This window comes from Bdellovibrionales bacterium, from assembly GCA_016716765.1.
Taxonomy (GTDB): Bacteria; Bdellovibrionota; Bdellovibrionia; order Bdellovibrionales; family UBA1609; genus JADJVA01.
The window spans coordinates 1-26,096 of record JADJVA010000001.1 but is presented as its reverse complement, the minus strand read 5'-3'; the positions used below and the strand labels follow the sequence as shown (position 1 = coordinate 26,096).

The 26,096-nt window shown below is 45.2% G+C and carries 29 protein-coding genes, 1 tRNA gene and 1 pseudogene; 15 read left to right on the top strand and 16 right to left on the bottom strand.

The features are described 5' to 3' along the window. Nucleotides 1-188 precede the first annotated feature (188 nt). From IPL83_00155 to IPL83_00140, 4 genes are all read left to right on the top strand, one after another. Nucleotides 189-1,505 (top strand): hypothetical protein, encoded by a 1,317-nt coding sequence (locus IPL83_00155; GenBank protein MBK9037575.1) that lies wholly within the window; start codon nucleotides 189-191, stop codon nucleotides 1,503-1,505. Nucleotides 1,506-1,650: 145 nt separating this feature from the next. Beyond that, complete coding sequence (locus IPL83_00150; protein ID MBK9037574.1) at nucleotides 1,651-2,430, top strand: hypothetical protein; 780 nt, start codon at nucleotides 1,651-1,653, stop codon at nucleotides 2,428-2,430. A gap of 230 nt (nucleotides 2,431-2,660) precedes the next feature. After that, nucleotides 2,661-3,857: a hypothetical protein gene (locus IPL83_00145; GenBank protein ID MBK9037573.1), complete on the top strand. Its 1,197-nt coding sequence runs from the start codon at nucleotides 2,661-2,663 to the stop codon at nucleotides 3,855-3,857. 252 nt (nucleotides 3,858-4,109) lie between these two features. Beyond that, nucleotides 4,110-5,063 carry a hypothetical protein gene (locus tag IPL83_00140; protein ID MBK9037572.1) on the top strand — a complete coding sequence of 318 codons (954 nt, stop codon included), beginning with the start codon at nucleotides 4,110-4,112 and terminating at the stop codon, nucleotides 5,061-5,063. A 53-nt stretch (nucleotides 5,064-5,116) separates the two neighbouring features. On the opposite strand, the gene IPL83_00135 is transcribed toward IPL83_00140, so the two are convergent. Genes IPL83_00135 through IPL83_00125 form a run of 3 tightly spaced genes read right to left on the bottom strand, consistent with a single transcriptional unit; the run spans nucleotide 5,117 to nucleotide 8,134 of the window. Then, entirely contained in the window at nucleotides 5,117-7,105 is a 1,989-nt protein-coding gene (locus IPL83_00135) for a hypothetical protein (protein ID MBK9037571.1), read from the bottom strand. Further along, nucleotides 7,074-7,712: a hypothetical protein gene (locus IPL83_00130; protein ID MBK9037570.1), complete on the bottom strand. Its 639-nt coding sequence runs from the start codon at nucleotides 7,710-7,712 to the stop codon at nucleotides 7,074-7,076. Before IPL83_00130 ends, IPL83_00135 begins: the two co-directional genes overlap by 32 nt. Before the next feature lie 44 nt (nucleotides 7,713-7,756). Beyond that, entirely contained in the window at nucleotides 7,757-8,134 is a 378-nt protein-coding gene (locus IPL83_00125) for a fibronectin type III domain-containing protein (GenBank protein ID MBK9037569.1), read from the bottom strand. A gap of 245 nt (nucleotides 8,135-8,379) precedes the next feature. Here IPL83_00125 and IPL83_00120 point away from each other — a divergent pair, with 245 nt between their 5' ends. The 3 genes from IPL83_00120 to IPL83_00110 all read left to right on the top strand — a co-directional run bounded on the left by IPL83_00120 (nucleotide 8,380) and on the right by IPL83_00110 (nucleotide 10,177). Next, on the top strand, nucleotides 8,380-9,321 hold the full coding sequence (locus IPL83_00120; protein MBK9037568.1) for a hypothetical protein: 942 nt from the start codon (nucleotides 8,380-8,382) through the stop codon (nucleotides 9,319-9,321). Between the two features lie 27 nt (nucleotides 9,322-9,348). Beyond that, nucleotides 9,349-10,011 carry a lipoyl(octanoyl) transferase LipB gene (lipB, locus tag IPL83_00115; protein MBK9037567.1) on the top strand — a complete coding sequence of 221 codons (663 nt, stop codon included), beginning with the start codon at nucleotides 9,349-9,351 and terminating at the stop codon, nucleotides 10,009-10,011. Between the two features lie 90 nt (nucleotides 10,012-10,101). Continuing rightward, nucleotides 10,102-10,177, top strand: a tRNA-Val gene (locus tag IPL83_00110). Nucleotides 10,178-10,220: 43 nt separating this feature from the next. Here IPL83_00110 and IPL83_00105 read toward each other — a convergent pair. Beyond that, nucleotides 10,221-13,136 carry an Ig-like domain repeat protein gene (locus tag IPL83_00105; protein MBK9037566.1) on the bottom strand — a complete coding sequence of 972 codons (2,916 nt, stop codon included), beginning with the start codon at nucleotides 13,134-13,136 and terminating at the stop codon, nucleotides 10,221-10,223. Between the two features lie 271 nt (nucleotides 13,137-13,407). Here IPL83_00105 and IPL83_00100 point away from each other — a divergent pair, with 271 nt between their 5' ends. The 8 genes from IPL83_00100 (at nucleotide 13,408) to IPL83_00065 (ending at nucleotide 18,917) form a co-directional block, all read left to right on the top strand. Beyond that, the gene (locus IPL83_00100; protein MBK9037565.1) at nucleotides 13,408-14,643 is read left to right on the top strand and encodes a M20/M25/M40 family metallo-hydrolase; all 1,236 of its coding nucleotides are present in this window, start codon (nucleotides 13,408-13,410) and stop codon (nucleotides 14,641-14,643) included. Nucleotides 14,644-14,774: 131 nt separating this feature from the next. Then, nucleotides 14,775-15,203 carry a CBS domain-containing protein gene (locus IPL83_00095; protein MBK9037564.1) on the top strand — a complete coding sequence of 143 codons (429 nt, stop codon included), beginning with the start codon at nucleotides 14,775-14,777 and terminating at the stop codon, nucleotides 15,201-15,203. An 8-nt stretch (nucleotides 15,204-15,211) separates the two neighbouring features. Next, nucleotides 15,212-16,285, top strand: a complete 1,074-nt coding sequence (locus IPL83_00090) for a hypothetical protein (GenBank protein ID MBK9037563.1) — start codon at nucleotides 15,212-15,214, stop codon at nucleotides 16,283-16,285. Nucleotides 16,286-16,502: 217 nt separating this feature from the next. Beyond that, entirely contained in the window at nucleotides 16,503-17,522 is a 1,020-nt protein-coding gene (locus IPL83_00085; protein MBK9037562.1) for a penicillin acylase family protein, read from the top strand. A 4-nt stretch (nucleotides 17,523-17,526) separates the two neighbouring features. After that, nucleotides 17,527-17,679, top strand: coding sequence for a hypothetical protein (locus IPL83_00080; protein ID MBK9037561.1), 153 nt, complete (start codon nucleotides 17,527-17,529; stop codon nucleotides 17,677-17,679). Between the two features lie 46 nt (nucleotides 17,680-17,725). After that, nucleotides 17,726-18,142 (top strand): penicillin acylase family protein, encoded by a 417-nt coding sequence (locus tag IPL83_00075; protein ID MBK9037560.1) that lies wholly within the window; start codon nucleotides 17,726-17,728, stop codon nucleotides 18,140-18,142. Then, entirely contained in the window at nucleotides 18,139-18,585 is a 447-nt protein-coding gene (locus tag IPL83_00070) for a penicillin acylase family protein (GenBank protein ID MBK9037559.1), read from the top strand. Before IPL83_00075 ends, IPL83_00070 begins: the two co-directional genes overlap by 4 nt. Continuing rightward, entirely contained in the window at nucleotides 18,582-18,917 is a 336-nt protein-coding gene (locus IPL83_00065; GenBank protein MBK9037558.1) for a penicillin acylase family protein, read from the top strand. Before IPL83_00070 ends, IPL83_00065 begins: the two co-directional genes overlap by 4 nt. A gap of 344 nt (nucleotides 18,918-19,261) precedes the next feature. Here the strand turns inward: IPL83_00065 and IPL83_00060 are convergent, their stop codons facing one another. From IPL83_00060 to IPL83_00005, 12 genes and pseudogenes are all read right to left on the bottom strand, one after another. Next, a complete protein-coding gene (locus IPL83_00060; protein MBK9037557.1) occupies nucleotides 19,262-19,834 on the bottom strand; it encodes a hypothetical protein in 573 nt (190 codons plus the stop codon). 247 nt (nucleotides 19,835-20,081) lie between these two features. Then, nucleotides 20,082-20,435 carry a hypothetical protein gene (locus IPL83_00055; GenBank protein ID MBK9037556.1) on the bottom strand — a complete coding sequence of 118 codons (354 nt, stop codon included), beginning with the start codon at nucleotides 20,433-20,435 and terminating at the stop codon, nucleotides 20,082-20,084. Beyond that, nucleotides 20,398-20,643: a hypothetical protein gene (locus IPL83_00050; GenBank protein MBK9037555.1), complete on the bottom strand. Its 246-nt coding sequence runs from the start codon at nucleotides 20,641-20,643 to the stop codon at nucleotides 20,398-20,400. The genes IPL83_00055 and IPL83_00050 overlap by 38 nt, the downstream gene beginning before the upstream one ends. 190 nt (nucleotides 20,644-20,833) lie before the next feature. Next, nucleotides 20,834-21,376: a hypothetical protein gene (locus IPL83_00045; GenBank protein MBK9037554.1), complete on the bottom strand. Its 543-nt coding sequence runs from the start codon at nucleotides 21,374-21,376 to the stop codon at nucleotides 20,834-20,836. Continuing rightward, nucleotides 21,354-21,923, bottom strand: coding sequence for a hypothetical protein (locus tag IPL83_00040; protein ID MBK9037553.1), 570 nt, complete (start codon nucleotides 21,921-21,923; stop codon nucleotides 21,354-21,356). The genes IPL83_00045 and IPL83_00040 overlap by 23 nt, the downstream gene beginning before the upstream one ends. An 11-nt stretch (nucleotides 21,924-21,934) precedes the next feature. Beyond that, nucleotides 21,935-22,540, bottom strand: a complete 606-nt coding sequence (locus IPL83_00035) for an insulinase family protein (GenBank protein ID MBK9037552.1) — start codon at nucleotides 22,538-22,540, stop codon at nucleotides 21,935-21,937. After that, complete coding sequence (locus IPL83_00030) at nucleotides 22,506-22,916, bottom strand: insulinase family protein (GenBank protein ID MBK9037551.1); 411 nt, start codon at nucleotides 22,914-22,916, stop codon at nucleotides 22,506-22,508. The genes IPL83_00035 and IPL83_00030 overlap by 35 nt, the downstream gene beginning before the upstream one ends. Nucleotides 22,917-23,010: 94 nt before the next feature. Beyond that, nucleotides 23,011-23,343 carry a hypothetical protein gene (locus IPL83_00025; GenBank protein MBK9037550.1) on the bottom strand — a complete coding sequence of 111 codons (333 nt, stop codon included), beginning with the start codon at nucleotides 23,341-23,343 and terminating at the stop codon, nucleotides 23,011-23,013. 327 nt (nucleotides 23,344-23,670) lie between these two features. Then, complete coding sequence (locus IPL83_00020; GenBank protein ID MBK9037549.1) at nucleotides 23,671-24,003, bottom strand: M23 family metallopeptidase; 333 nt, start codon at nucleotides 24,001-24,003, stop codon at nucleotides 23,671-23,673. A 428-nt stretch (nucleotides 24,004-24,431) separates the two neighbouring features. After that, nucleotides 24,432-25,529, bottom strand: a pseudogene (locus IPL83_00015) (serine hydroxymethyltransferase). A gap of 82 nt (nucleotides 25,530-25,611) precedes the next feature. After that, on the bottom strand, nucleotides 25,612-25,755 hold the full coding sequence (locus IPL83_00010; protein ID MBK9037548.1) for an RpiB/LacA/LacB family sugar-phosphate isomerase: 144 nt from the start codon (nucleotides 25,753-25,755) through the stop codon (nucleotides 25,612-25,614). 51 nt (nucleotides 25,756-25,806) lie between these two features. Further along, nucleotides 25,807-25,980 (bottom strand): RpiB/LacA/LacB family sugar-phosphate isomerase, encoded by a 174-nt coding sequence (locus IPL83_00005; GenBank protein MBK9037547.1) that lies wholly within the window; start codon nucleotides 25,978-25,980, stop codon nucleotides 25,807-25,809. Nucleotides 25,981-26,096 lie beyond the last annotated feature (116 nt).

Genomic DNA, 26,096 nt, shown 5'->3' with positions numbered 1-26,096 from the left:
TTGAGACAGTGTCCTGGAGCAAGGTCCTGGCTAAGCTGAGAACTCGCTTTTTGTTGGCGCACAAGCAATAAAAGAGGTTAGAATTTATTTGAGGGCGGCATCACCCAGACGTTTTCTCGATGTTCCTGTTAAGCCGGTTAGAGCTCAGGTGCTTTTGGAAAGATATAATTGAAAGAAGGAGAGACGTTTTGGAAGCGAAGAAAATGAAATTGATTCCACGATTAAAATCGGCATTCAGTCTAAAATCCATTTTTAAGTTTTCGGCCCTGATTCTATTTGGATTTGGATTTCCGTTTCTTTACCTGAACTGTGGGAAAAGTGGATTTAAACCAAATAAGGCGTTTCAGAATTCGCTTGGACCTGATGGTCCACCTATTGGTGGCGGAAAACCTGTTGATTTTGGTATTGGCAGGCAAGATCCAAATTGTATGTCGGATACAACTTCCGACTACAATGGATGTGTTTTCTTTAAGAATCCGCTCTTTCAAGCCGGAAAAGTTTTGAATCCCCCCATCGTTGTGAATTCTGGTGAAATCGGTGGTACGGCCACGCCAAAGCCTAATCCTGTCGGGGTAAATGACCAAAGCACCTATTTGACTTATGCCGTTAAGACGCCGACTTCGGGCCTCGACAATGGCAACTTTGAGTTCGATGAAGTGGTTTATGGCAACAGCGACAGTGTGTTTGAATTTGCTAAGACGGTACCGACCAATGGTAGGTTCAAGTTCAGTACAAAGGGACTTCCCATGCTAAACCTTGTTGATTACAACATCTATTATTGGCTCAATCACTTTGTTTATCGAATTGAATCTCAATATGGCGCAGCTGCGTTCGCGAAAAACAAAAAGGTAATTGCAGCTCCTCATTTCTATTACGCTCAATATGAAACAAATGGTCCATACAGTCTTTTCATCAACGCAGCCTGGACGGGTCGAGATGTGAATGCCATGGTCTTTGGGGTCTCTTTGCCCAGAGGCAAGGTTAACAATTTTGATGTCCATGCTCCGCTCGCTTTATCTGCTGACATTGCGGCCCACGAATATGGGCATGCAAATTTGGAATACGGAGCCAATCTGCCGATAGCCCTTTCTTCTAATGATAAAAAATGCGGAAATGGTGACAGAAATATTTGCTCAAAGACAGTGCAAGGTAGTCTATTTGCCGTCCATGAAGGCATTGCAGATGTATACTCCTATTTGATGTTCGACACAACGGTACTTGGTGAAGATATCATAAACTCAATGGAGGGGCTGGGCCACTGTGATAATCCCCGTTCAATGAAAGACATAAAGATTCAGAATCTGAAAGCCCAATCATTTTATGATGATTGCGCGAGTTTTCAGATGCCAGGTGAGGTCCACGCCATGGGCAGCATTTATTCAACTATTTGGTATGGGCTAATTGAGGCAGCTCGGAAGGAAAGTTCTACAGCCTATAAAGACGCTATCAAGTTTTTTACGAGCACCAAAAATACGTTTCAGCCAGCGACACCTTTGCGACTTTGAAAACTGCCATGAAAGACCTAGATGGAGAGATGTTTAATGGTAAATTTGCAACTAAAATCAACGCAGAATATACCGCGATAGGTCTTTAATCAATCCTTGAATGAGAGAATTTTCAGCAAGAGAAGATGAGAAGAGGAAAAATATAATGACATCAAAGAAGATTGGCATCCTTGTGATAGCAGCCCTTTTGCTTGGTCTCAGTATCCTTTTCATTCAGCGAAACCAAGGAAAAAGTTCTGAAGAAATGGGAGACAAAGCTGATTCTCAGGAAGGATCAAATTCTGCCAATAAACTGGATGGTTCAAACAATCCATCCGACAAGAAAAGCGACAGCGATTTGAGTTCCAGCTCTACTTCCGGAAAGACAAAGATGAATTCTCGTGAAAAAGACGATCCTCTTCAGGCTCCCGGTCGCAATGTTGCGGCCGCGAACGATGACTTTGAATCCTTGTTTAAGGAGAAATTTCCAGGTGATTGGAATTTTACCAAGGATCAGTTCGGCAATGTGTTTCGTGTTTCAGGAGACAGAATGAATAGAAAGCCTCTCGACGTGGCTGTCGAAGTGGCGGGGATCGTCGGGCTACCCGTTCAGGCGACTTCTTTCGTCGAGAAAGATTGGGAACGTGGCCTAACAGATCCAACAAAATCAGTCTATCTTGAACAGCAGTTTCTAGGCATGCCAGTGTATTTGGGATATTTTAAAGCAGGAGTGAGTCAGCGAGATGGAGCAATCTTTATGATCAACTTGAATTTACGACCCGTGCGAACCGATGACTCGGTGAATGTCAGTTTTCTGTCGAGCAGGCACGGAATGAGGTCGAGAGGCACTTTGCTAGCAAGAAAAAATTTGAAATTAAGTCAAATCGAGGCCCCTTATTCTATGCTGAAGCAGACCCCCATGAGCCTATTTGGGTTTTCAATGTGATGATTTATGAGCCCAGTTTTGATGCAATTGAAATTGGCATTGGGGCCAGATCTGGAACTGTTCGCTTTGAAACATCCACTGTCATTCACTGACCATTTCACTGCAATACCGCATTGTTTTTTGTAACATAATGCATGATAGTTAAAACTTTCATGCAACAATAGTTTATTTTCAGTAAAGTAGCACCAAGAATAGAAATCACAACAAGGTTAAATCCGGGTAATAACCGAATGATGCACATAAGAATCTTCCTATTCCTTCTTTTTACCAGCATTGGCAGTCTATGGGTCGCAGTCCCTATTCAGGCCGAAGAGATCCTGGAATTAACTGTTGAGGGCTCTTCGGCAGCGACGAATCCAGCTGTGGCAAGGCAGGCCATTTTTGATTCAGTGATACACGATTCGTCCGTAAAATATATTTTGGATATCATTGGACAACAAAAGTATGATCACAATAGGGCCCTCATCAGGGGTAAGATTCTAAAGAATTCTGGAAAATACATTCTATCGATGAAATCCACGCCGCCTGTAAAAGTTGGCAATGGCTATACCATGAACGTCACGCTCAAAGTCTCACTTCGAAATCTTCAGGCTCTGCTTTTGGAGGAGGGCTTGCTTTACAAGATGGAGGGGTTTCCCCAAATCTTGCCAATGGTCAGTTTTCAGGATCGGGTCAATGGACAAACCTATTCCTGGTGGGTTTCTGAGGCTGGAGCTGGAGCTGATGCGAGTTTTATTTTAAATCAAAACCTGGAATTTTTAAACAAAATGAGATCATCTTTTAGGGAACGCGGTTTTTTTTGCTTGTTTCCTTTGGGCAGGGGATATCGCAATATGATGCCCTCCACATTTTTTTCTGAAAATCCACGAACAGAAGATTATTTGTTTGTGGGAGAATTTTTTGAGGCTCAGATAGTCACCAAGGGCTATATTCGCTACGGAAAGGCGCGAGCGAAACCCGATGCCTACCAGATTGACGTTAAAATAGTTGCCATTCATTCCGGAAATGGACGGATCGTGGGAGAGGTGGTTCGAACCTACGAAACGGATCCAGGCCCCTTTCAGACATCTGTCCAGCGAAAGGCAAATGAAGTCCTTGATACTGTGACCCAGGATCTTTCAATACAAATTTTTGATGCTTGGAAGAGGGGGACCTTTGGAGCAAATCTACTTCGCTTAACGGTGAATGGCCGACTCAATTACCTTCAGATGAGCGAACTCAAGAAGGCGATGCTCGAACAAGTGCGGGACATTAGATCTCTCAAAGAAAGATTTTTTGAAACTAATCGAGTGATCTTTGAAGTGGATGCCTCAAGCGGAATTAGGCAAATCGGTTCCATTCTTGAAAAGCAGGGACTCAAGCCTTTTCGAATCAGTGTTTCAAAGATAACCTCTGATAGTTTGGAAATCGACGTTCAGACGAATTGAATTGACTCGAAGCAAAACGCGTCCTTTTTAGAATTTACTTCGTTAAATTGACTATCTTTTCTATATTGACAAAAGCCCAATTGACAAAAGCCTAGCCAGACTTTTGTCGTGACCCAGTTAGGACCATCTCTAACTATTTGAAATGAAAGCGATTGTTTGATCATTCCAGGGCTTGTCTGGGTGTCGATTTTGCAAAATAAAGACTGTGGGGACACAAGACATTTTCAGAAGCTGTGGGCGGGGAGATTTGCGATGAAGTTTCAAATCGGGACGATTTTTGTGGTTCTGCTGGCCTATGGATGCGGAAGTGATTTTAAATCAAAACGTGTGATCGATGTTTCGTCCACCGACGATGGGACTTCGGTCGTTGGAAGTATATCAGCAAGTCAAGCCGTTGCGGACGGAGTTGATCAAGTCCTCGTTACGATTAAGATTATCAATTCCAGAGCTCTTCCCGTTCGTGGGGTAACTCCAAGACTGCTTGAGGATGGTACTTTCGTCATCATCAACCCCTGCGCTCAGTCCAATGCCATTGGGGAATCCGTTTGTCGAATAGCCAGCACGAGAGCAGGCACACGGGCCTTGCATTCCATTTATCCCAGCGAATTTCAAGTCAATGTGACATTTGTTCCGGGACCTCCCGCTAAAATGAATATTGTGGCTGGAAATAGCCAATCAACAACTGTAGGACGCAGTGTTTTAATTCCTCCGAGAGTGAATGTGCTGGATGCCTTTGACAATCCCATCAGTGGCCTTTCAATATCGTTTATTCCGAGCGCAGGGGGGAGCGTCGCGACTTCTCCTGCTTTGACAGATAACAATGGAGAAGCTGCCCTTAGTCGATGGACTTTGTCTGCACAGCAGGGCGCCAATACCCTCACTGCGGCAATAGGAGCTATCTCTGTTGTTTTTAATGCGACCGGAATGCCAGAAAATCTCAATCCTATTCAACTTGTATATTTTCCTGCAGGGGAGTGCAGCACAGGAAAGATAGAAGTGTATGTCAACAACAATCCTCATCCGAGATATCAATATATTGATTCAGAAGACTGCATTGAAATTGAGGACAATGTAGCGCGTGGCACTCTCAGAAGTCGTTGCGTGGACTTAACAGGTGCCAGTCTACCAAGTGACTTCGTGGGCGCGGCTGTTGACCGAAGGCCAAAGAGCGCCACTGTTTGCAGGGCGATACATCGGGCTGCGTAATGATGAGAACATGATTGAAGGGACGCCGGCCGGAGTGAGGTTTCCCTCGTGAATTATTTTTTTGTGATTTCAAAACACTCAAGACCATCAATTCTGCGTTTTTTGAACTGAAAAAGGGGATTGTCGGTTTCCTCTGTTGGAGTTCCTAAAAGTTTGTGCCAGTAGGCGTAAGTCAAATAATAGGGTCTATCAATCTCAAAGGGGCCGGATAGAGAGACCTTGTAATTCGACGACAATATCAGCTGATTGCCCTCAATTGGAATATCTTGAAAGGCCAATCGAACCCCCGGATCTCCTATTCGCTTTGAAAATGACAAAAGTAGCTTATCGTCTTCGCCTTTCATCTGAACTCTTTTTGTCAGTGGGAGTTGGGACCCGTAAATAACGCGAACACCAAACCACTCCCGCAAACTCGCCTTTTCGATGTGAGGAGGCCACTCAAATGGATTTAATTCAAAGTTCATTGTATCTAGAAGAATGCTAAGGTTCACATTGTCGGTAGCGACGGAGGAGCTGGCTCGATCTCTCACCTGCAGCTGGACTGTGTATTCGCCAGCTCTATCTGGGACCAAGACGGCATTGGGAGTATCACCGTGAAGAATATAGGCGCGATCGCTTTTTTTGGGATTTTTCTCTATTTCCCAGCTGTATTCGAGTTCTCCTTTAAAGGTGCTGTAGCTATTCTTTGATTGAATTTTGACCTCATTTGAGGACAGACACTTAGAAATATCTGGACCGGCATAGGCATAAACGTGATCGTTCAGAACAGGTCGATTTTCAGACTCAGAAGTCGTTTCTTTTGATAGGTTTTTCATATTCGGAATTGCGGAGATATGAATGGTTTTATGAGCAATTATTTCGTCGTTCCACTTGAGAAATGCCCGGTAGAGGTAATGGCCAGGAAGATCCGCTTTAAAGATCATGGAATTTCCGGTATGGCGTTTTTCAACAGAACTTGATGTTGGGGAAGAGATCAGCTGCCAAGAAATTTGATATGTCGTGTCTCCGGCCTTACCTGCAATTTTTGCAGTCAAGGTTTTCTCCTCTCCCACTTTGACGAGCTGGTCGGGATCTAAGATCAAGTCAACAGAACCATTTAAATGAGGCCCGACTTCAAATCGATGCTGATGAGGGGGGCTTGAGGCACTTCCATTGTCCACAACAAGACTTATTACGTACGTCCCAGGAACATCGGGAGTAAATTTAGCCTGTGGCGCTGAATTTTGAATTTCATTTACTGAGTTTTTCGATGGTGACTCGTCTATCTTCCAAGAATAATTGAGCGGACTGTGCTCAGGATCAAAGCTTTTTTCACCGCTAAAAATGAGCTCCTTATTTGGAATTCCTCGTGCTGGCCCGCTGATGACAGCGATTGGTGTGATATTTTTTTTCTGAAGAGTTACTTTTATCACAGAGGGAGAGCTTTTCAGTTGACCATCACTAACAATGAGAGAAAACCAATAAGTTCCATCTAGACTGGCAGTGAACGAGCTGATCGGTGAATTTGGTTCGGTGATAGCAGCGGTTGCTCCTTGAGGGCTGTTGACGAGGAACCAAGCGAAGTCGAGTTCGTCTCCATCTACGTCAAAGCTGTTGCGTCCGTCCAGAATTAATTTGTGCGTGGGCTTTGTGATCACATAATCGGAGCCTGCGATCGCTGTGGGAGGCTGATTTTGACTCTCACTGGCTGCTACCTTGTCATCTGTATTCCCGCTGACATCGTCAAGGGAGCTGAGCCCAACGGATTCTCTCAATGATTTGGGGATCGCCTTGACAAGTTTCTGTTTCCCTACGGACAAGTGATTTAGCGGCGATCCAAAAGCAGGGTCTTCGTTCTTGAATTCCCTGTCAATCGCACCAGCAAGATGAATGCCAGCGAGGGGTGGATCCTTGGGAGAGGGAACAATATCTCTTTCATCACGCCCAGCTTCCCACAAGAAAACCCCTGAAGTGATCAAAAAAAGTAAGATCATTGCAAGGCGAAGGCGACCGAATCTATTGATGATAAGGTCAATAAAGTTGCCCACTCTCAACCAGGTCAAACTCCAAAATTAATTCTCCAGTCAGCAATTTTGGGAATCTCTCTTCGAGATACTTGCGAATTGTTTCAGGAACGATGGGACGGCCCGTTTCGTCAAAATCCAATTCGAGTTTCTGTTCAACTGAACTGAAATACCCATAGTCCGCTTCGCTTTGAGCGACTTCCATCGTTCCACTCTGATCCCCATCGGTGGCACCAATAATTTCGGGGACACCTGGAGGACGTAATTTGATTTTTCCCATTTGGGTGACTTCATTTGAATATCCACTCTCGACCTCAGCTGGTGGAGGCTGAGTCTTTGTGTAGTAGGCCGTAACGGCCATAAATACGTTGGCGTCATCTGCAAATGGTACAATTCGTTCGTGGACAACCTCTCCATTTATCATTTGGATCAAGTTGGCATTTTCCTTCACAGTGTAATTTCTTGATGTGGGTCCCATATAGACTCTGTAATGAATTGTCTCTGCAATCGGGGTATTGTCCTGATGCGTCTGGGGAACAGGGGTCCACGCGAGAATGACAGATCGCGCTTGAGCAGTTTTGAAACAGAGAGCAAGTGGGATTAACATCGAAGATACGAATACAAAAACTGAACCATTTAGCCTCATGGGATCTCCTACGTGAAGTTCTTTTCTATTATTTTCTTTAATTCTCACTGGCAAATTTTTCGATTCACTGATCGAGAGGGCTTGCCCTCTCCGTTTTCGTTGTAGGCAGCAACTTTGAGATCATAAGACATACCTTTCTTTAGGTGATCTATTTTATACTGAGTGACATTTCCCAGGCTTATATATTCTGAATATGATTTGCTTTCTGAAGGCTTAAGATAAAGCCTGTAGCCCTTAAGAGGTCTTAGTATTTCGTCTTCATCTACTTTGAGTTCAGGAGCGCTCCACTTGACAACGAGAGGAAGATCGAAGCAGCTTCGCTTTCCCCCCTCAATTCTCGGTGCGCTGGCACAAGACGAGATCAAAACTGGTAAAGCTAAGAACAAAGGCAACATAAGATTTTGATATAAAGAATTAACCATTGAACTCCCCCACAAAGTTAATAAGCCCCTTATCTTTTACACAGAATCTAACCGCAAGAAAAATCGGTCAGTACCAGGAGATTGAAATTGAAACAGGGTGAGATTGGCAGTGGAGCGGGCAAGACTTACAAGGTTTTTTGAAGCTGTCTGTGCGGATCGATGAAGTGTGATGAATATTTTTTTAGCAATGAACTGGACTTCAGGACCGTTCTTTGAATCAATCGGTCAATGCTAAGATATCAAGAATGAAATACAAGCGTCTTGGATTTTTGATCATCTTCAGTTTCCTTTTTTATTCAGGATGTGCCCTTCCTGATCCTGTGCCACAAGTTGCGGGTCAGCAAGTTCGTGATGTCCCATTTAATGCGAGAGGGATGGATGAGGAACCTCGAAAACGCATCATGGTCCTTCCTTTTATAGATGAAAAACCGGACCGATCAAGCAAAGTCCATGAGTCGGCCAGAGCAGCGGTCGTTCAGGAGCTCCTCCGAACCCGTCAATTCGTCATCGTCAAGAATAGCGATTTTCCTCAAGAGGTCAGTAAAATGATGACGGCCGAGAAAGAATACGATCTGGAAAAAATATCGAGGATCGCTGCAAATCTGGGAGTCATGGCTGTTCTTGAAGGTAAAATCATGGATATTCGCATTCGAAAACTTGGGGACAAAATGGGCCTTTTTCGCCGAATTCGGGCGCGCGTTGAGACGGCCGTAAGAATTCGGGTTAATAGCACGAAGAATGGGAAGGAAATCCTCAATGAAGTGAGGCAGGCCATGGTAGAATCCGAGACAACCCAAATCGCGCAGTATTCCGATGCAGATCGATATCTTGAAGAAGACCCTAATCTCGTAAGGGATGGGGTCACCAAGGCCTTTTACGGCTCGCTTGGACCGATTATCAAGGCCGTGGAGAAGCTAAATTGGGAAGGAAAAGTGGCCATGGTTTCTGGTGAGAGAATCTATTTGAACGCGGGAAGACTGTCGGGATTACAGATAGGCGACATTCTAAAGGTAACAGAAGAGGTCGAAGAGGTTTTTGATCCCGAAACGGGTAAGTTTATTGGGACGGCTCCCGGCAGAATGAAGGGAACTATTGAGGTAACCAGCTACTTTGGAAACGATGGAACGATTGCGATTGTCCATTCTGGCTCGGGTTTTCGCGAAAATGATAGAGTAGAGCTTTACTAGTTGGCCCAATTTAATTAAAAGCCAGCAATGGATTCAGAGCAATACTCGTTTACGTCCAAATGGTTAGGGAAAGTTCCCTACCGAGAGGGACTTGAAATTCAGAAAAATACAGGCCAAAGCGTGCGCAAGGATCCGCGTCAGGCGATGGTTCTTGGACTCGAACACAATTCAATCGTCACTCTTGGAATTCGTGGCAATGCGAGAAAGGACCTCTGTACCTCTGAGGAGTATCTGGCACAGTGCGGGATTGAACTTGAGAGAATTCGGCGCGGCGGGCAGGCCACTCTTCATGCTCCGGGTCAGCTGGTGATTTATCCTATTCTTCCTGTCCGCGAGTGGGGAATCGGCACTCGCGAGTTGGTGGGGGCCATAGAATCTGCGACTCACCAGGTTCTTAATCAAAGAGGAGTATCGACCATTTCAGGGGCGAAGGAGCCAGGAGTGTACACCGAGCGCGGCAAAATCGGTTTTTTTGGTCTCTCGATTGAGAAGGGGGTGAGCTCCCACGGTCTTGCCATCAATGTAGCAAATAACCTTGATGATTTCAGACACATTCGTTCCTGCGGTGTTTCTCATCAGCCAATGGATTCTCTTTTGTATCAGGGTGTCAGCGCAGAGATATCAGGAGTTTTTGAGGATTGGAGCCGAAGCTTTCATAGGGCTTTGATGGCTCTAAAGAACACCATTTAAATTTAGGGCGTGCTGCGGGGTTTATCTTTCTCCCAGACTCTTGTTGGTTGAACTTGACCTAGACATTGTCCTATCTTACAAACCTACTGGGGTCTCTTAGCGCAGTTGGTAGCGCGTTCCCTTGACATGGGAGAGGTCACTGGTTCGAGTCCAGTAGAGACCACCATTTTCAAATATCCACCTCAACCACTTACTTGTGTGCACTTAGGTTACTTCAAGCAGTTGTAGTTGAACTCATAGGAACCTTCAGGCAGCGGGTTGGTGAAAGTGACCAACTTGTCGTTGAGAGCGTGGGGGTGGGTTGCCATTGTCATCAGAACTTTTGTCTGATTGGGCATGATATAGTACATGGCAAGGTCCACTTGACCGTTGAAATCGCCGTCAAAGGGGGCGCAATTTAACTGAACACTCTTTACCAAATTGCGCACAGAAGTGCCGATATCGCTCAATTGATTGGCGTAGCTTGAAGCACAAACGTCACCCAAGATCCCACCAGTGAGAGTGGTCAATTGCTTATAAGTGTGTCCTTGATTGTAACCGGTCGGACAGGCCGTGCCAGGACGCCAAACAATCGAATGGAAAGCAAATCTCTTATCGGGTGCCAATTCGGTTTTGACAAGATTTATGAGTCCTTGCGGAGATGAAGAAACGACATTTGCACTGCATCCGTCGCTGCACTCGTCTTCGTCTGAAATCAGCACCGCTGCGAAGGCGGCTCCGCTCCTAAGTAATTTGGCTTGAGAGGAAAGGGAGAAAGACTTTGCCCTCTGGACAACCCTGTAAGTGGCATTTATGCCTCTCTCGTTCCCACTTCCGTCTGTACCCATATAGATGCTGTTTCCCAGTAAAAGATCAGGGTTTGCAGCTTGAGGAGTGAGGATTTCATTTCCATTTGAGAATGGCCTGAATTGTCCGTCACCCCAGGGCTCATAGCTGTAACCGTATCCGGTGGTTATCGGAATATATTGATTTGGGTCCGTGCTTGTCACAGCTATTTGCCAATCAATTCCTTGAAGTTTTGATATAAACCCACTGATTCGATTCTTAATTTCTGCCTGTTCCTCAATCATTGATCCGGAGTTGTCGACGACAAAAAGAACATCTAGAGCAGTATTGGTACTACCGATTGAAAATTGTTGAGTTCGGGGATCCAAATTTACCTGCACCTTCCACTTAATTTCAACAGTGGTTGAATTGCCAAGTTGATCATTAGCCGTCACAACATAGGTGTAGTTTCCGCCATTCAATACCCCGAGATTGATCGCGTTTTGAGTGTTACAAGCGGTGAGAGCCCCAGCCAATCCACATTGAACGCTAACCACCTGAGAGTATGGGTCTGCTATCTGATACTTAATTTTATCTTCAATGCCATAGACGTGATCAACAGGACGTTCAAGAATGACGATGTTTGGACCAACGGAGTCTACCGTCCAGGAATAGGGGAGTGAAGTTGACGTATTCCCAGCCGCATCGATGGCCCGCACCTCAAAACCGTGAGAACCTTGTGCCAAGTCGGAAAATTGACTTGGACTGCTGCAGGTCGCAAAAATGCTTCCGTCCAATCGACACTGATAGGAGGCAATGGGGCTAACCGAATCCTGTCCTAAAAATTCGAAACTATCATTGGTCAATTGAGTCAGAGAAGCAGGAGTTTTTGTAAATCGGATGGTGGGTGCTGTTCGGTCAACATTCCAAAGATGTGCCAATGGGCTTGATGAATTTCCGGCCTTGTCTGTAGCAGTCACCGAAACCTGGTATCTATTTTCAGCCAGATTTGCTGGTGCGATTGTGTTGTTAGAGCATTCGATCGGGGCACCATTCAGTTTGCAAATGACTTTATCAATGCCCGAACCACCTGTGTCAGAGGCGCTGAGAACAAGTTTTGGGTTCTGATCCGTTGAATATTGCCCAGGAGTGCTAATCCAGGTGACAGTTGGAACTTGATTGTCAACGAGCCAAGAATAAGCGGCCGGCACAGAGGTGTTTCCCACTCCATCTACGGCAACAACTTCGAATTTACGAGAGCCCGCCGAAACTGGATAATTAGACCCCGAACTGCAAGCTTGAAAGGAGCCACTATCGATTCGACACTTAAATGCCGTGACCGGATCGTTACCGTCTTTCCCCTCAAATTCAAATTTAGCCGACAGACGATTGTCAAAAGGATTTGGAGTTGAAACCAGAGTTATTGAGGGGGCCGTTAGGTCCACGCGCCATTTGTATTCTTTCCAGTCAGATGCATTTCCAGCCTTATCTATCGCCTTCATTCTTGTTGTGTAATTTCCATCAGTTAAAGCGGATAACTCAAAAGCGCCATTTTTACAGCTAACTTCTTGATTCGTAACGGGCTGGAAGCACACAATATCCTTCACGCCAGCGAGATTGTCTGTCGCAGAAAGAGTGAACTTTGCCCTGTCGCTTCCGGTAACCACAGGAGGCGTCTCATTTAAAGTGACGATGGGTGGAGTCCAATCGACGAGCCAAGAGTGATTTGCCGTTTCAGATATATTTCCGGCTCTGTCTTTCGCTCTGACACTAAATACATATGAATTTTCCTGCGGGATAGCCTTTGAAACGAGAGAAGAGCAAGGCTGAAAATCGAGACTGTCGATTCCGGCACACTCAATTTCAGATAGTCCTGAGAGAGAATCTTTGGCCAAAATACTGAATTGTGCTTGTCGACTGGACGTAATGGATTCCGGAGCCCGAGAAAAGGCAACAGAAGGACCTACATTGTCGTGCACAATACCGTCACTGAGGCACTCTGATTCAACTCCTGCACGTGTCTTGAACTTCACGTAGACTGAAGTTAAACTATTCTCCTTCTCTAAATCCCAAGGCATGAGTGGTTTCAAATTCTCCCAATCTCCGCCCGATGAGCAGGTTGGGTCATTTGTAATGTACATCTCTGATGCCCCATCCGCTGCGATATCAAGCCAAACGGCCTTAGACTGAGTAAATTCATCACCACGATTAATGAGAATGCCGCCACTCTGATTGAGCAAGGCTACGACAGAAGATCTGTCTGTGCTGAATCGCTGCTCCGCGCAGTTGTTGAAACCAAAAGTTAAAGTGAGTCCAACGATGGACCAAAGCACAATATTATTAAATGCACGTACAGTCATAGGCTATTACTCCAAATTGGAGGGGAATCTTACACCTTACGCTGGCAGCAATATTCCTGCCAGCAAACAAATTCCCTAAGCTCGTATAGACTGAATGGCATGTCAGATAGCTAACACTGTAAATTAATTCTTCGATCAAACGTCTCATTCTGAATCAATACTGAGGCAAATTGAATCTAAAATTTAAATTACCATTTCAACAAGAGTCTCAACTTGAGTCCATTTTCTGTCGATAAGGAGCATGAGCTGCAGTAAATAAAAGAGGCAATTTTTGAAAGTAGTTATTAAGAATATGAGAAATATCCTCGGAAAAAGATGGCGACACGGAGTTCTGGGGTTACTGACAGTCTCCTTGATGTGGTTCAATAATTGCGGAAAAGTCTATGAACCAAAATTGGTTAGCGCTTCATGCAATCAGACGAAACTCGTATCACCAGATGAGTTAGACAAGCTGATTCACGAAGCCCACATGTTGTCCGAATCTACCCAACGCATCAGGTGTCCTGGATTTTTTGCCGTATTAAAAGACGACGATTCCAGTCCTGTTGCTCAAGTCAGAGCCAAGCTTGCGACGAACGATTGCAATCAAGGAGGTCCTCCAGTTGATCCAATTCCTCCGTCACCAGATGAAATAAAGGATCGAATTATTAAGGAGCTTTTGCCGAGAGCCAATCCGCAAAACATCCGCAATTGGGTGGTTAAGATGAGTGATAATTCATTGTGGCCAACGAGATACCACCTCTCTGCGAACAACAATGCCGTCTCAGCATGGATCCAGCAAGAGTTTCAAAAACTGGCGGCCGGACGGGCCGACGTGAAAGTCACATTAGTGAGTCATCAGAATACCCCTCAGAAATCAGTAGAAGTATTGATCGGAGGGACCGGTGCCAACAAAAGCAAATTCGTTGTGTTAGGAGGACACCAAGACTCAATAAATGGACAGGGAAGTAGAAATAATCCTGAGGCAATAGCGCCAGGCGCTGATGACAACGCTTCGGGAGTTGCCTCACTGCTTGAGGCCTTTAGAATAATGATGGATGGAAATTACTATCCAGATGCGACCATAGCATTTTATACTTACGCGGCCGAAGAAGTGGGTTTAGTTGGAAGTCAAGAAATCGCTCGCTCCTATGCGAATGCAAGTAAAAGTGTATTGGGTGTCATGCAGATTGATATGGCCATGTATTCTTCACGAGGAAAACCAAATATTCTTTTTATAAATGATTTCACAAGTTCCGCATTGACAAAGCTGGCCTCTGATTTAGCCAAAAATTATCTTGGCCTCACTGTGAACAGCATGACCTGCGGCTACGCATGCAGTGATCATGCCAGTTGGACCAAATATGGATATCCTTCGTTCATGCCGGCTGAAGACGATGTCGAAGCGAGTATTGATCGAATCCACACGGCAAATGACTTGGCAGACAGTCCGATGAAAGAGGACTATGCCACAAAATTTTCTCAACTGGCCGTCGCATTTGCCGTATCTATGGCTGGATCAAAATAGTTGACGGATTCACTCCATTCGTCAGATTATATTTGCTATTGAGATAGCGAGGCCAGGTTTTTTTCACCGCTTGAATTCTTCAAAAACAATGGAGGCAAACAATGAAACGCACTCATCAAATAGGTGATTCAATGGTGGCACACCCTGTAACTGTTTCGCCAGACGTCGGAATTGTTGATGCTCATGAAATCATGCGTGGCTGGGGCATGAGACACCTGCCGGTGGTCGTTGGAGATGAAATCGTGGGCGTTCTCAGCGAAAGGGATATTTACCGATCAATTTCCATTAAGGGAACCAACAAATTCAGCGTTCGAGAGGCCATGAGCGATAGTCCCTATGTTGTCTCTTCCGGATCTACTCTGAAGGAAGTGGTCAATGAGATGGCAAAAAATAAATATGGTTGTGTGCTCGTGAAAGGATTAAAGGGAGGAGTTCGCGGTATTTTTACAAGAACTGATGCTCTTTATGTTCTATGTCAATTGTTGTCAGACCCAGAAGATGATTTTCGGATTATGAATATAGAGGACTATCTCACACATCATCAGAAACTAGCTGTATGAGGTCAAAATTGCTTTTTATCCTTCTGAGCATTGTGCTTTGTTTCACGAATACGCTGGCCAAGGATGCAGGTCAGAGTCCTCCTCCAGGCAAAAGTGATAAATTCACTTCATCAAAGGACGAGGAGAAAAACATCACTGCTGATCAGGATCTCCGGTCCGTCATGCATGACTTCTATAAAAAGATCATTGAGATACGACCGATCATAAAATCCTTGGACACGTTTAAATCCAAAGAAAATCAGGAGCAGGTTAGGTCTGCCTTAGACATATTTCTGTCTCGATTGACAAAGATTAAAGATAGTCCCGGTTTTAATGGAGAAGATCAAGCTGCCACGGTTGGACTGTTCCTGCAACACTTGACGGATACGCGAAACTTGTTCGACATAGGAGAAATCGAGAGAGCTTACCATGGAGTGCGTCAGTCGACAGAATTTTGTTTTAGCTGCCACACTCGGATGCCTCAAGCTGGAGATCCTCAATTGGATTGGAAGCAGGATATTAAGGCTCAAGATGCAACCAATGCCCTCATCACTGCAGACTTTTATTTTATTACGCGACGCTATGAATATAGCATGAATATTTATGATCATCTTCTTCGCTCATTTCCCCGTACCGTCCTCGTCTCTCAAGATATCCGTGGTGTTTACCTTCGAAAACTTTTGGTTTTCGCAAGGGTTTGGAGAAATCCTTCTCTCGCAGTTGTCAATTTCGGTGAAGATCTGAAGAATAAAAAATTGCCAGTCGGTATGCGACGCGAAGTCGAGATGTGGCAGAAGTCTTTTGCAGAATGGGAGAAGCAGGAAAAGTCAGACAGAAGCGCCGACTGGAATCGAAAAAAACGAACTTCCTTTGCTCTAAAAGTGCTCTCCGAGATGGAGGGTTACCGCGGCCCTTCGGATTCCCAGCCCTTTCTTGTGAATCTATTGAGATCTTCGGGACTCCTTTACGAGGACTTCCTCAAGGCAAAAATTCTGATGAAAAAGCTGAAACTTTATTTTATCTCGGGAAAACCGAAAGAATTCTTAGTCAGTCTTCTTTTGCACTCCTTGGAGATTTGTATCTCAAGGAGTGCGTTCGGTTAGCACCGCGATCTACCTGGGCACCTCGCTGTTTGGGAGAATACCGGACCTATCTTGAATGGAGATTTCCAAGCTCAGCATCCATGCCTGAGGACGTTAAATCCGAGCTTAAAAAGCTGGAAGACATCCTAGCTCAGGGTAAGGGGATTCCTTCTAAATAGATAAATGAAGGCATTTCGATTTTTATTGGGGGTAGTTCGGTGCGACTCAAAGCAGGGGCTTGGGCAAGTTTTATTTTATTTTGGTGCTTGGATTGACTGTTATTGGCCACTTCGGCATGGGGCCAATTCCACCTTTGATGCGAAGATTCTCCCCTTTTCAAGGGATCTGGCGAGGAGAAAGTCAGAGGTTTAAAACGTTATCTATTCGAGATGCCGCTCTTCGAAACGAAGTGCAAGTGGTCTATGATACGGCTGGGATTCCTCATATATTGGCTCAAAGCGATGAAGACCTCTATTGGGTTCAAGGGTACATAACAGCAAAAGATCGCCTCTGGCAGATGGATTTTCAGTCACGGGTCGCTGACGGATCCTTATCCGAGTTGATAGGTGAGAAAGCCAAAGCCATAGACGAGTATTTTGTTAAGCTGGGGATGAGACAGGCAATCGCCGCTGCTGAAAAGGAATTGAACAGTGATACAATCACTCGCCAACCATCCAAATCCTACGTGGAAGGAGTGAATGCTTACATTAACTCTCTTGCGGAGGATGATTATCCCATCGAATATTTTCTGACGAGGACAAGGCCTCGACTGTGGACATCACGGCAAATATCGGCCTTGTTGAAGCTCATGGCTTTTCGTCTTTCGGGGTACAGTGACGATTTGGTTTTGACGAGATATTTGCAAAAATATGGACATGAAAGTGTCGAAAATCTATTTCCAGAGCATCTCTCTTTAGAGATTCCTTTTGCAAAGGTGAGAACGAAAAACATTCTTCATCCTTCTGGGCCAAAGGAAAAAGTATTTGTGACTTCTCTCAAAACTTTTCCAGATTCGTTTCAACCGATTCCAGGTAACGGCAGCAACAACTGGGCAGTCAATGGATCCAAGACCAAATCTGGATATACCTTGCTTGCCAATGATACGCATTTATCTTATAGCCTGCCGTCAATTTGGTATGAAATGCAGCTAAGTTCGCCTGGTATTTCCGTGTATGGAGTGACGATACCTGGTGCTCCGGGCATAATTATCGGATACAACGAAAAAAATTGCTTGGGCGACAACAAACGCCTCTACTGATGTAATGGACTGGTATGAGATTGAGTTTCGTGACGAAACAAGTGAAGACTATCTGGCCGACGGCCAATGGGTTCATCCAATCATTAGTTCTGAATACATCACAACGAAGGGAGGAAGGGAGAAAGAAGTAAGATCGATATTCTCTGGACGCATTTAGGCCCTGTGGTGCACAGAGAGGGAGGATTGGACTGGCACTGAGATGGGTGGCACAAGAGTCGAGCAACGAACTGAAGGCACTCCTGAATCTCAATCGGTCTCAGAGCTTTCAGCAATGTCTGAGCTCACTTGTCGATTTTAGATCTCCAGCTCAAAATTTTATTTGTGCGGACGCTAATAATATCAGTATTAGACACAATGGGCGCCTGCCAAAGCGACAAAATGGCCAGGGTACGTTTGTTCTCGACGGACGGTTTTCGAAGGAAAACTGGCAGGGCTGGCTGTCCTCCGAAGAAGCCCTCAAGAAATTAATCCAACATCAGGCTTTGTTCATTCAGCGAATCAGCGTCCTGTCTCTCGAGCTGGATCCAGTTACCTGGGATGGAGTTACCCAGAAGCATTTCGTGGCAAACGAATTGTCGATTTTTTATCGTCGAAGACACATCTCGATGTGTTCGATATGATTCAGCTACAAAATGACGTCATGAATTCTCATGCGAAAATGGCTCTCCCTTTCATGCTAACTCTTTCCGGAGAGGGTAAAGTCCAAACGGAACTGGGATCAGAATTGTATGAAAAACTCAAGAAGTGGGATTTTCTTGACAGTGTTGAATCGGTCCAATCTTCTCTCTTCTCGTTTTGGTGGAAACATTTTGAAACCCTACTTTGGGAGGATGATTTTGGTTTTTCAAAAGCAAAACTCTATCCTTCTCGAGATCGAACATTGAAGCTGCTGGAGAATATTCTCTCTAACGATCAACATCCAGATCGTCGTTGGGTTGATAATTTGCTGACTTTGGAGCAGGAGGACATTTCTCGTCTTCTTCAGTTCGCTTTGAAAAATGCAGTTGAAGAATTAAGAAATCAGTTCGAGGTGATTTTCAAAATTGGGAGTGGAGCAAAGTGAGACCAACTAAGATCGATCATTTGAGTCGCATTCCTGGTTTGGGAGCCACAGAAAATATTATTATGGGTGGCAGCCAATATGCGGTCAATTCGAACAAAGGTTACCATGGTCCGACCTGGAAAATGGTTGTCAGCTTTGAACCCCAGCCCAAGGGTTTGGGAGCATTTCCTGGTGGAGTAACTGGAAATCCATTTGATCCTGATTATCAGCGCTTTGTAAAATCTTGGTCTGAAGGTCATTTGAGGTCGTTCAAATTTTATCGCAAATCAGAAGATTTCGCAGGGGATTCTCGTCAAATTCTTATCTTTTTACCGAAGAGGGGAGCGACATGATTTATTTTCTAGTTATTTTAGTCATGATTACTGGGATATTTCTTCCTTGGTGGTTCTGCGGGTTTATCTGCTTTGCCTTTGGTTGGTTTGCCAATTCTCCTCGCAAGACACTACTTGGATCTTTTTGTGGGGGTTTTGCAGCCTGGGTCATTGCGGCCCACTACTTTGATATTAACAATGCCTTATCGACAAGCCACCGATTGACCCTTCTGCTTGGCTTGCCCCACTTTGTGTTGGTGTATTTGGTGCTGGGATCAATTGGGGAGTCTACGGCGCCTCAGCAGGACTCTGTGCGGTCTATTTGCGACGACTTTTTCAATCCAGCAGATGTTTGTCCTGTCAATTTAGATGAGGCTGAAAGAGGAAGGCCTTCGGGCAGAGGAATTCTGAACTGGAGCTTGTTTGTGTTTTACAAGGTCCTTGTTTTGCTCACACTCTCGATTGTTCGCAGGCGATCGATTGGGTAGAATTCGATCTTCTAATCCATAATGAGAGACGATCACGATATTTTTATTGCATGAGCCACTGGCTGAATTATATGAAGATCCTTCTTGATCCTTGCTCACACTATATCCACAATCTGTTAAAGAATATTTTTCCTTCTTTCGAGGTTTGCGAAGCTCCCATTCGGGATTCAATTTAGAAACATAGACGTCTATTTTCTTGCATTGATCTTGTATAATGTCCCACTCATATCGGTCAGCCTTGCTCAACATAAATCCGCAGGCTTCATGGTTTGAAGCGGCCCGACCACTGGACTTGTAGCAGACTCCTTCGGAGTAGAAATAAATCTCTGCGCCAATGGCCTCAAATGAAGAAAAGTAGGAAAAATAAATAAAGCCAGCCGCTAAGAGAACACCGCTCAAAAATCTTGGTCCAATAAAGGGAATTTTACTTTGATCCATACCGAACTTCATTGCCCACACCCCACTCATATCTCTATAGCGCAATAATCGTTCCCCATTTCGAGTGGAACTTATCCTTGTAACCAATTGAAATAACATGGAGTTTGATATTGGAGGCGCCTGAATTCTGCTTAGAAACGAGTCGTTTGATTGATATTTGGACGGTCTCAAAATGAGAAAGTTGAAAAAAATGAACTGGCACCCTTGGAGTTTGGAACAACAATCAAGTGGGCCAGTTCACAATATTTACCGATTTCAATTAGGGAGCTTTAGCACTCCCTCTCTGTTCCAATCCCACATCCAGCTTGTGGTCAACTCGGAAAATTCTCCATCCGTTGACTTTTTCTTTCAATACTTGGCTCATGAGTTCGGTCACTCTGTCCTTTGTCAGCGATTTCAAGCTTGCTAACAAACTGCCTCTCACAGTATCGGGCAGATCGAGGTCCGACCAATAGCTCAGTCTTCCTATGCTTTCTTCTAAGGAAGAGCTTGGGCGTTCTAGGTCGTAAATCATGGCGTTGCGAAAGTCCTCGAATTCACCAGTAGAGATTTGACTAAAATCCTGTATGGCGTGGTCATTTATCCAGTTTGTCATAGCTGTTTTTGACAGCATTTAGATCTTTTGTGCTTTGTATCGTAAAAAGAAGAGAAAGTCCCTGGGAAGTGGCCTTGTCCGCTGCGCCGACTGAGTAACCCCACTCTTGCTCAGTCCGTAGTTCCTTGAAAAAAGCGGGACCAATAGATCTCATAAATATTTTTGCTGCAGCCCATTTCTCAATTTCTTGAGTCCCTCCGGAGTTCAGCTTCCAGCCGTACGACACCTCCTCCTCCACGTCGAGTTGAGGTCATGCGCTGCACTTCTTGACCTCTTCTAAGAGCAGGAGTTTTCACGAGTTCGGGCGCAGCCGAAGAACTCCCCGCAATCAAGGAATTCCAAAAACTCCTGACTCCAGTTCCTGGCTTCTTCTAACAAGAGTTCTCCGGTGAGCCAAAACATTTGCGTGAGAATTTTCATATCCATTCCCTTGTCTTAGCGACAACCTCCTCAAAAGTAATCTCACGCAAAGCCGAGGCCAATTGCTCAATGGTCAAACCATAGAAGACTCGCAAGTACCATTCAAACCGAGCCTGGTCGCTCGCCTCTAGAAGATCAAAAGTCTCAAGCTTATGTAAATAGCTTTCTTTCCGTACAGAAAATCGAATCGGGGTTACGTCCAGTTGTCTGACGGCATTACTCATTTCGTTGAGAACAAGCGGGAGAGATGCCCGAGGCCCAAATGCGGAAAAGTCCATTCGATTTGAGGCCATGGGAACAAGGTTAGGAGTGGTGAAGCCTGCACTGATACCTGCTGCCGATGCCATTTGGGTATTCGCTGACAGAGATTCGGACACGAGAATTTTCGACAGAAACAACAGCCCAACTTCTCTCGCATTCTGTGGCGCTGGAGTGATAACTTCAATCCTTATGCCCACCTTAGCCTGCTCGAACGAATCTTCAGGACGATAGATGAGGTTTGATCCTGCTCTGAATTCATTGCTGGGGGCCGTCGTCACCTTGAGGAGTTCGATCATTTGAAAAAAAGGGTTTTTTTTTTCCCGGAAGGACAAAATTTGTTGGCTTGGCGTCAGCCAGCAACAGAGAGTCGATCGGTAAATCCGAGAGGGAATATTCGATGTCGTAGTGATCAGATTTGAGATCACCTGTGAAACCAGGGTCTGATATCACAATGGCCCAGCGGCTCGGGTCGAGCATTTGCCTGACTCTTGCTTGGATCTTTCGAGCCGAAGGATTAACGGGAATATGTCCTGTTTCTAAGGTGAATTCAGGCGGAACAGATAGAGCGAGAGTTGCTTGCCGATAGGCAAAGCCAAAGTTTAGCACACTCCGATCGTGCAAATAATCAAAAGTATCAATCTCTTTCGAACTTGCGATAAATTCTTCTGGTAGGGCTTGGCGGCTGAGCTGTAGCAAAAAACCTTGGGTTTTAGCGACAATCTCTTTCCATTGGTTGACTCCAGTTGGAGAAAGTTTAAACTCAATTTCAAAAAGATTTTCGGACTCCGCGAGGGGCTCATTCACGGCGTATACCGACTCTATCAATCCCTCTTGGATCAAATGATGGGCAAGCCTCCGGGCGTGAGCTTTTTAATAGCATCTCCTAGGATCTGGGAGTTCAAAGAGGTAACTTCAGTGCTATCATGAGGGAGTCGAAAAGAAAGACTGAGTATTCTGTCTGTCAGGCTTTTGACTCGTGCGACCGGAATAACACCGGGCGAATTGAGTTTGAGAGGAGGAAAGAGAGGTTGCTGGAATTTTTTTTTTGGCAAGGGACCAAAATGCTGAGACGCCAAAGCCTCCAGTTCGTCCAATGTTTGCGGACCTGCCAGAACAAGTTTCAAATTACCAGACACATAATGAGTATCAAAGAGTTCACGAAGATCAGTCATGCGAACATCAGCCAAGGTCTGGGAGTTTCCTTGAAAGACGCGTCCGAGGGGATGATCTCTGCCAATTAGCTTTTGCGTGATATGCCAGAGTCTTCTTGAGTCTTTGCTTCTGTTGTTTTGATATTCTTGATTAACGGCATTGAGCTCTTTCTCTATGTATTCTTCGGACAATTTGGGATCGCGAAAGAAGGCACTGAGGCGAGACAATGCCTCAGGAAACTTGTCTGGTTTAATATCAGCAGGATAGACAGTGTAATTGATTCCAGTCATGCCATTGTAGGTGCCACCCATTGCCTTGAACGTATCTCGAGTATCCGTCTACTTCGGGATACTCATTTGAATTGATGAAGACCATGTGCTCCAGAAAATGGAAGCTACCAGGCCGCCCTTGTGGGTCCTGCATACTCCCAGTGCCTACCGCAAGAGCCACAGCTGACTTGCTTGCTTTGGGATCAGAAAATAGAATTGTCACAAGCCCGTTAGGTAATCTAAAAACCCTCCGCCGGAGAGAGTCGTTTTGCTCTCTCGCTACTTTCAATCTTGTTAACTCAGTCCTGCATTTCGGAGATATTTTCTCCATGGCATGGCCAAGAAGAGTTAGGCAGGATACGCTCAAAAGAACAAAAATCCTAAGTTGGGTAAACACGAAGATGCTCCTTCTAAAGAAATGATGAATTAACGAGGGAGGTGGAAAGGTAAGGTACTCCAAATATATTTGGTAGGAAAAATAATGCAGGATTTTATAATAACTTTAGTCTTTGATGTGAGTAGACTCTACACAAGCATTCAATCATTTGACTAGTATAAACTGGCCCACTTGATTGTTGTTCCAAACTCCAAGGAAGTTTGACTGAAGCAAATCTCAGGAATTCAGGATCTTCAAACATACGTCCGGCAGCAGCGCTCACATTGTGAGCACTGCACCAAGCCGAACTCGATCCTGAAATCCTGAGACTTGCTCCAGTCAGCTCCCTGTGTCTTTTGGACACAACAGAATCACCGAAGGCTTGCGAGCCAGCCGCTGTATTAAAATCGAGATCCCTCTTCTCGCAGCTTTCACTGTCATTTGTCATGATCGCCATCCGAAGTTGGAATCCTTTTTCAGAAAGTCGGACGGACGCCGACGACAGATTAATTAATTTTTGCATGAGTCGAATGCCGGCCAAGGGGGGGGTCAAAAAAAGCTGGCTCGCAAGCCTTCGGTGATTCTGTTGTGTCCAAAAGACACAGGGAGCTGACTGAAGCAAGTCTCAGGATTTCAGGATCGAGTTCGGCTTGGTGCAGTGCTCACAACGTGAGCGCTGCTGCCGGACGTATGTTTGAAGATCCTGAATTTCTGAGATTGCTTCAGTCAGGCTTCCTTGGAGTTTGGACACAACAATCAAGTGGGCCAGTTTATACTAGTAACTGTTTGCGAGAAGGCCTCGATCTGAGAAATGAGCTGCAACTTCACCTTGCCAACGGAGGAGGGAAAGCGGGTCTATGGGCTGTTTGCGATGGATCAACTCAAAGTGCAAATGAACGCCCGAAACTCGTCCTGTTCGTCCCATCTTTCCGATCGTTTGTCCTTTTGCAACCCAATCTCCAGTTTTAACTTGAAAGCGGTTGAGGTGACCGTAAAGCGTTGCCCATTCATCATTAAATTCGATAATGATCAATTTGCCATAGCCTTTAAATCCACCTCCGGCATACACCACAATTCCACTGTGGGCCGCCAGTATTGGAGTGTTCATTCTTCCAGACAGATCAATTCCTTGGTGGCTGAGATTTGAAGGAGGCCGAAATTTTTAGTGAGTTTGGCGGAATTAACCGGCCAGTCCAACGAAAGTCTCACTAAAAAGGGGCCGCCCCATTGCGAGGTCCGGGCCTGAGATAAGGAGCTTGGAACTCAGGCAAGAGGAGGTCATAGGGCTGCAACGTCGGCAGCTGATGTCGACCCTGTTGATGTCAACTCCCTGGACCCACAAATGAAGAACAAGAAACGAGCAGCAGCGGAGGATTAAAAATGACAACAACAAAGGATTACACACCGGCTCAGTATATCGGATATCGCTGACACAGTTCAAGAATTTGGTTTCGGACTTTTGTAGTGAAGGATTCGTCGGTTGGATGGTCCAGGACGTCTGCAATCCATCCTCCTATTGCTTTCATCTCTTCTTTTTCATTCCCCGAGTCGTGAGGCAGGAGTTCCAATTTGAATTCCACTGGTAACAAAAAGGTGAACGTTTCTCGTTAGGACCGTGTTCTTGTTGACAGTGATTCCAGCTTGACCAAGTAGCTTTTCCGCATCTTTTCCAGTCACATTTTTGCTGAACAAGTCGATGAGCATCAGATGATTTTCTGTTCCATTTGTGACCAGCTTAAAACCGCTAGTCATGAGCGTCTCGCGAGAACCTTTGCGTTTTCAATAACGCTTTCACAGTAAGACTTGGAATTCAGGTTTCAGCGCTTCACCAAAAGCCACAGCCCTCGCAGCGATGACGTGCTCAAGAGGACCTCCTTGAATGCCCGGAAAGATTTTACTATTGATACTTTTTGAATTGTCCTCACTACAAAGTATCATTCCGCCACGTGGTCCACGAAGTGTTTTGTGCGTTGTTGTCGTCGTGTAATCAGCATAAGGAATAGGAGGGGTGAACTCCACCAGCCACCAATCCAGCGAAATGAGCCATATCAACTAAGAGTTTTGCTCGACTTCTCTGGCGATTTCCTGGAACTTAGCAAAATCAAGATTCTTGGGTAAGCGCTGTAACCGGCAATAAGCAAAGTGGGTCGGCATTTTTTTGCGATGTCGCGAATTTCGTTGTAATCAAGAAGCTCTGTTTTGAATCGAGCTCCATAATGGGTGGCCTTGAAGAGGAAGCCACTAAAATTGACAGGACAGCCGTGTGTGAGGTGTCCCCGTGGGATAGGTCCATACCCAAGATGGTATCTCCCGCCTGAGCGGCTGCCAAAAAAAACAGCCATATTGGCTTGAGACCCTGAATGAGGCTGAACATTTGCATGCTCGCAGCCAAAAAGCTGTTTGGCTCGATCTATTGCAGTTGCTCAGATTTATCGACCTCTTCACAGCCTCCATAGTAGCGCTTTCCGGGATAGCCTTCGGCGTACTTGTTGGTCAGGCAAGAGCCTGAGCTTCCATGACGGCACGAGATGTGTAGTTCTCACTTGCAATCATCTCCAGGCCATTTTGCTGACGATGCATTTCTGCTGCGATAATTGCTGCAATCTGAGGATCTGATTCATTCAATTCAGACATAGGCTCTCCTTGCTTCTACTTATTTATTTAACTTTTACGGGCTGACCAATTTTCTTCCACTCGATCTGTGTGTCGTCCGCCCTCAAATGCTGTTGTCAAAAGAATTGCAGTAAGTCTCTGCGAGAGCTGGCTCGATCAGTCGGGCGCCCAAACAGATGACGTTCGCATCATTGTGTTCACGAGCCAATTTAACCGTGACCTCAGACCAAACGACAGCCGCCCGGATGTGAGGGTATTTATTAGCCCCTCATGGACATCCCCTGTCCTGAGCCACAAATCAAAACCCCTTTGACTGAGGCCTATTTAAAAGCCTTTCACAAAGAATTGATGCATAGTCGGGGTAGTCCACTCGGTTTTCGTCAAAGGCACCCAGATCAATCCACTCAATATGAGGAAACGCCTTTATCAGGTGAGTTTTAAGTCGATAGCCTGCGTGGTCGCAAGCTATCAATAGAGATGGTACTTCTTTCTGACATTTTTTCACTCACAAGTTGTGTTATCACGCACCAATCGAGTCGCGAGAAATCAAACTGGAATTAGTTCCGCCAAATCCAAAACTGTTATTCA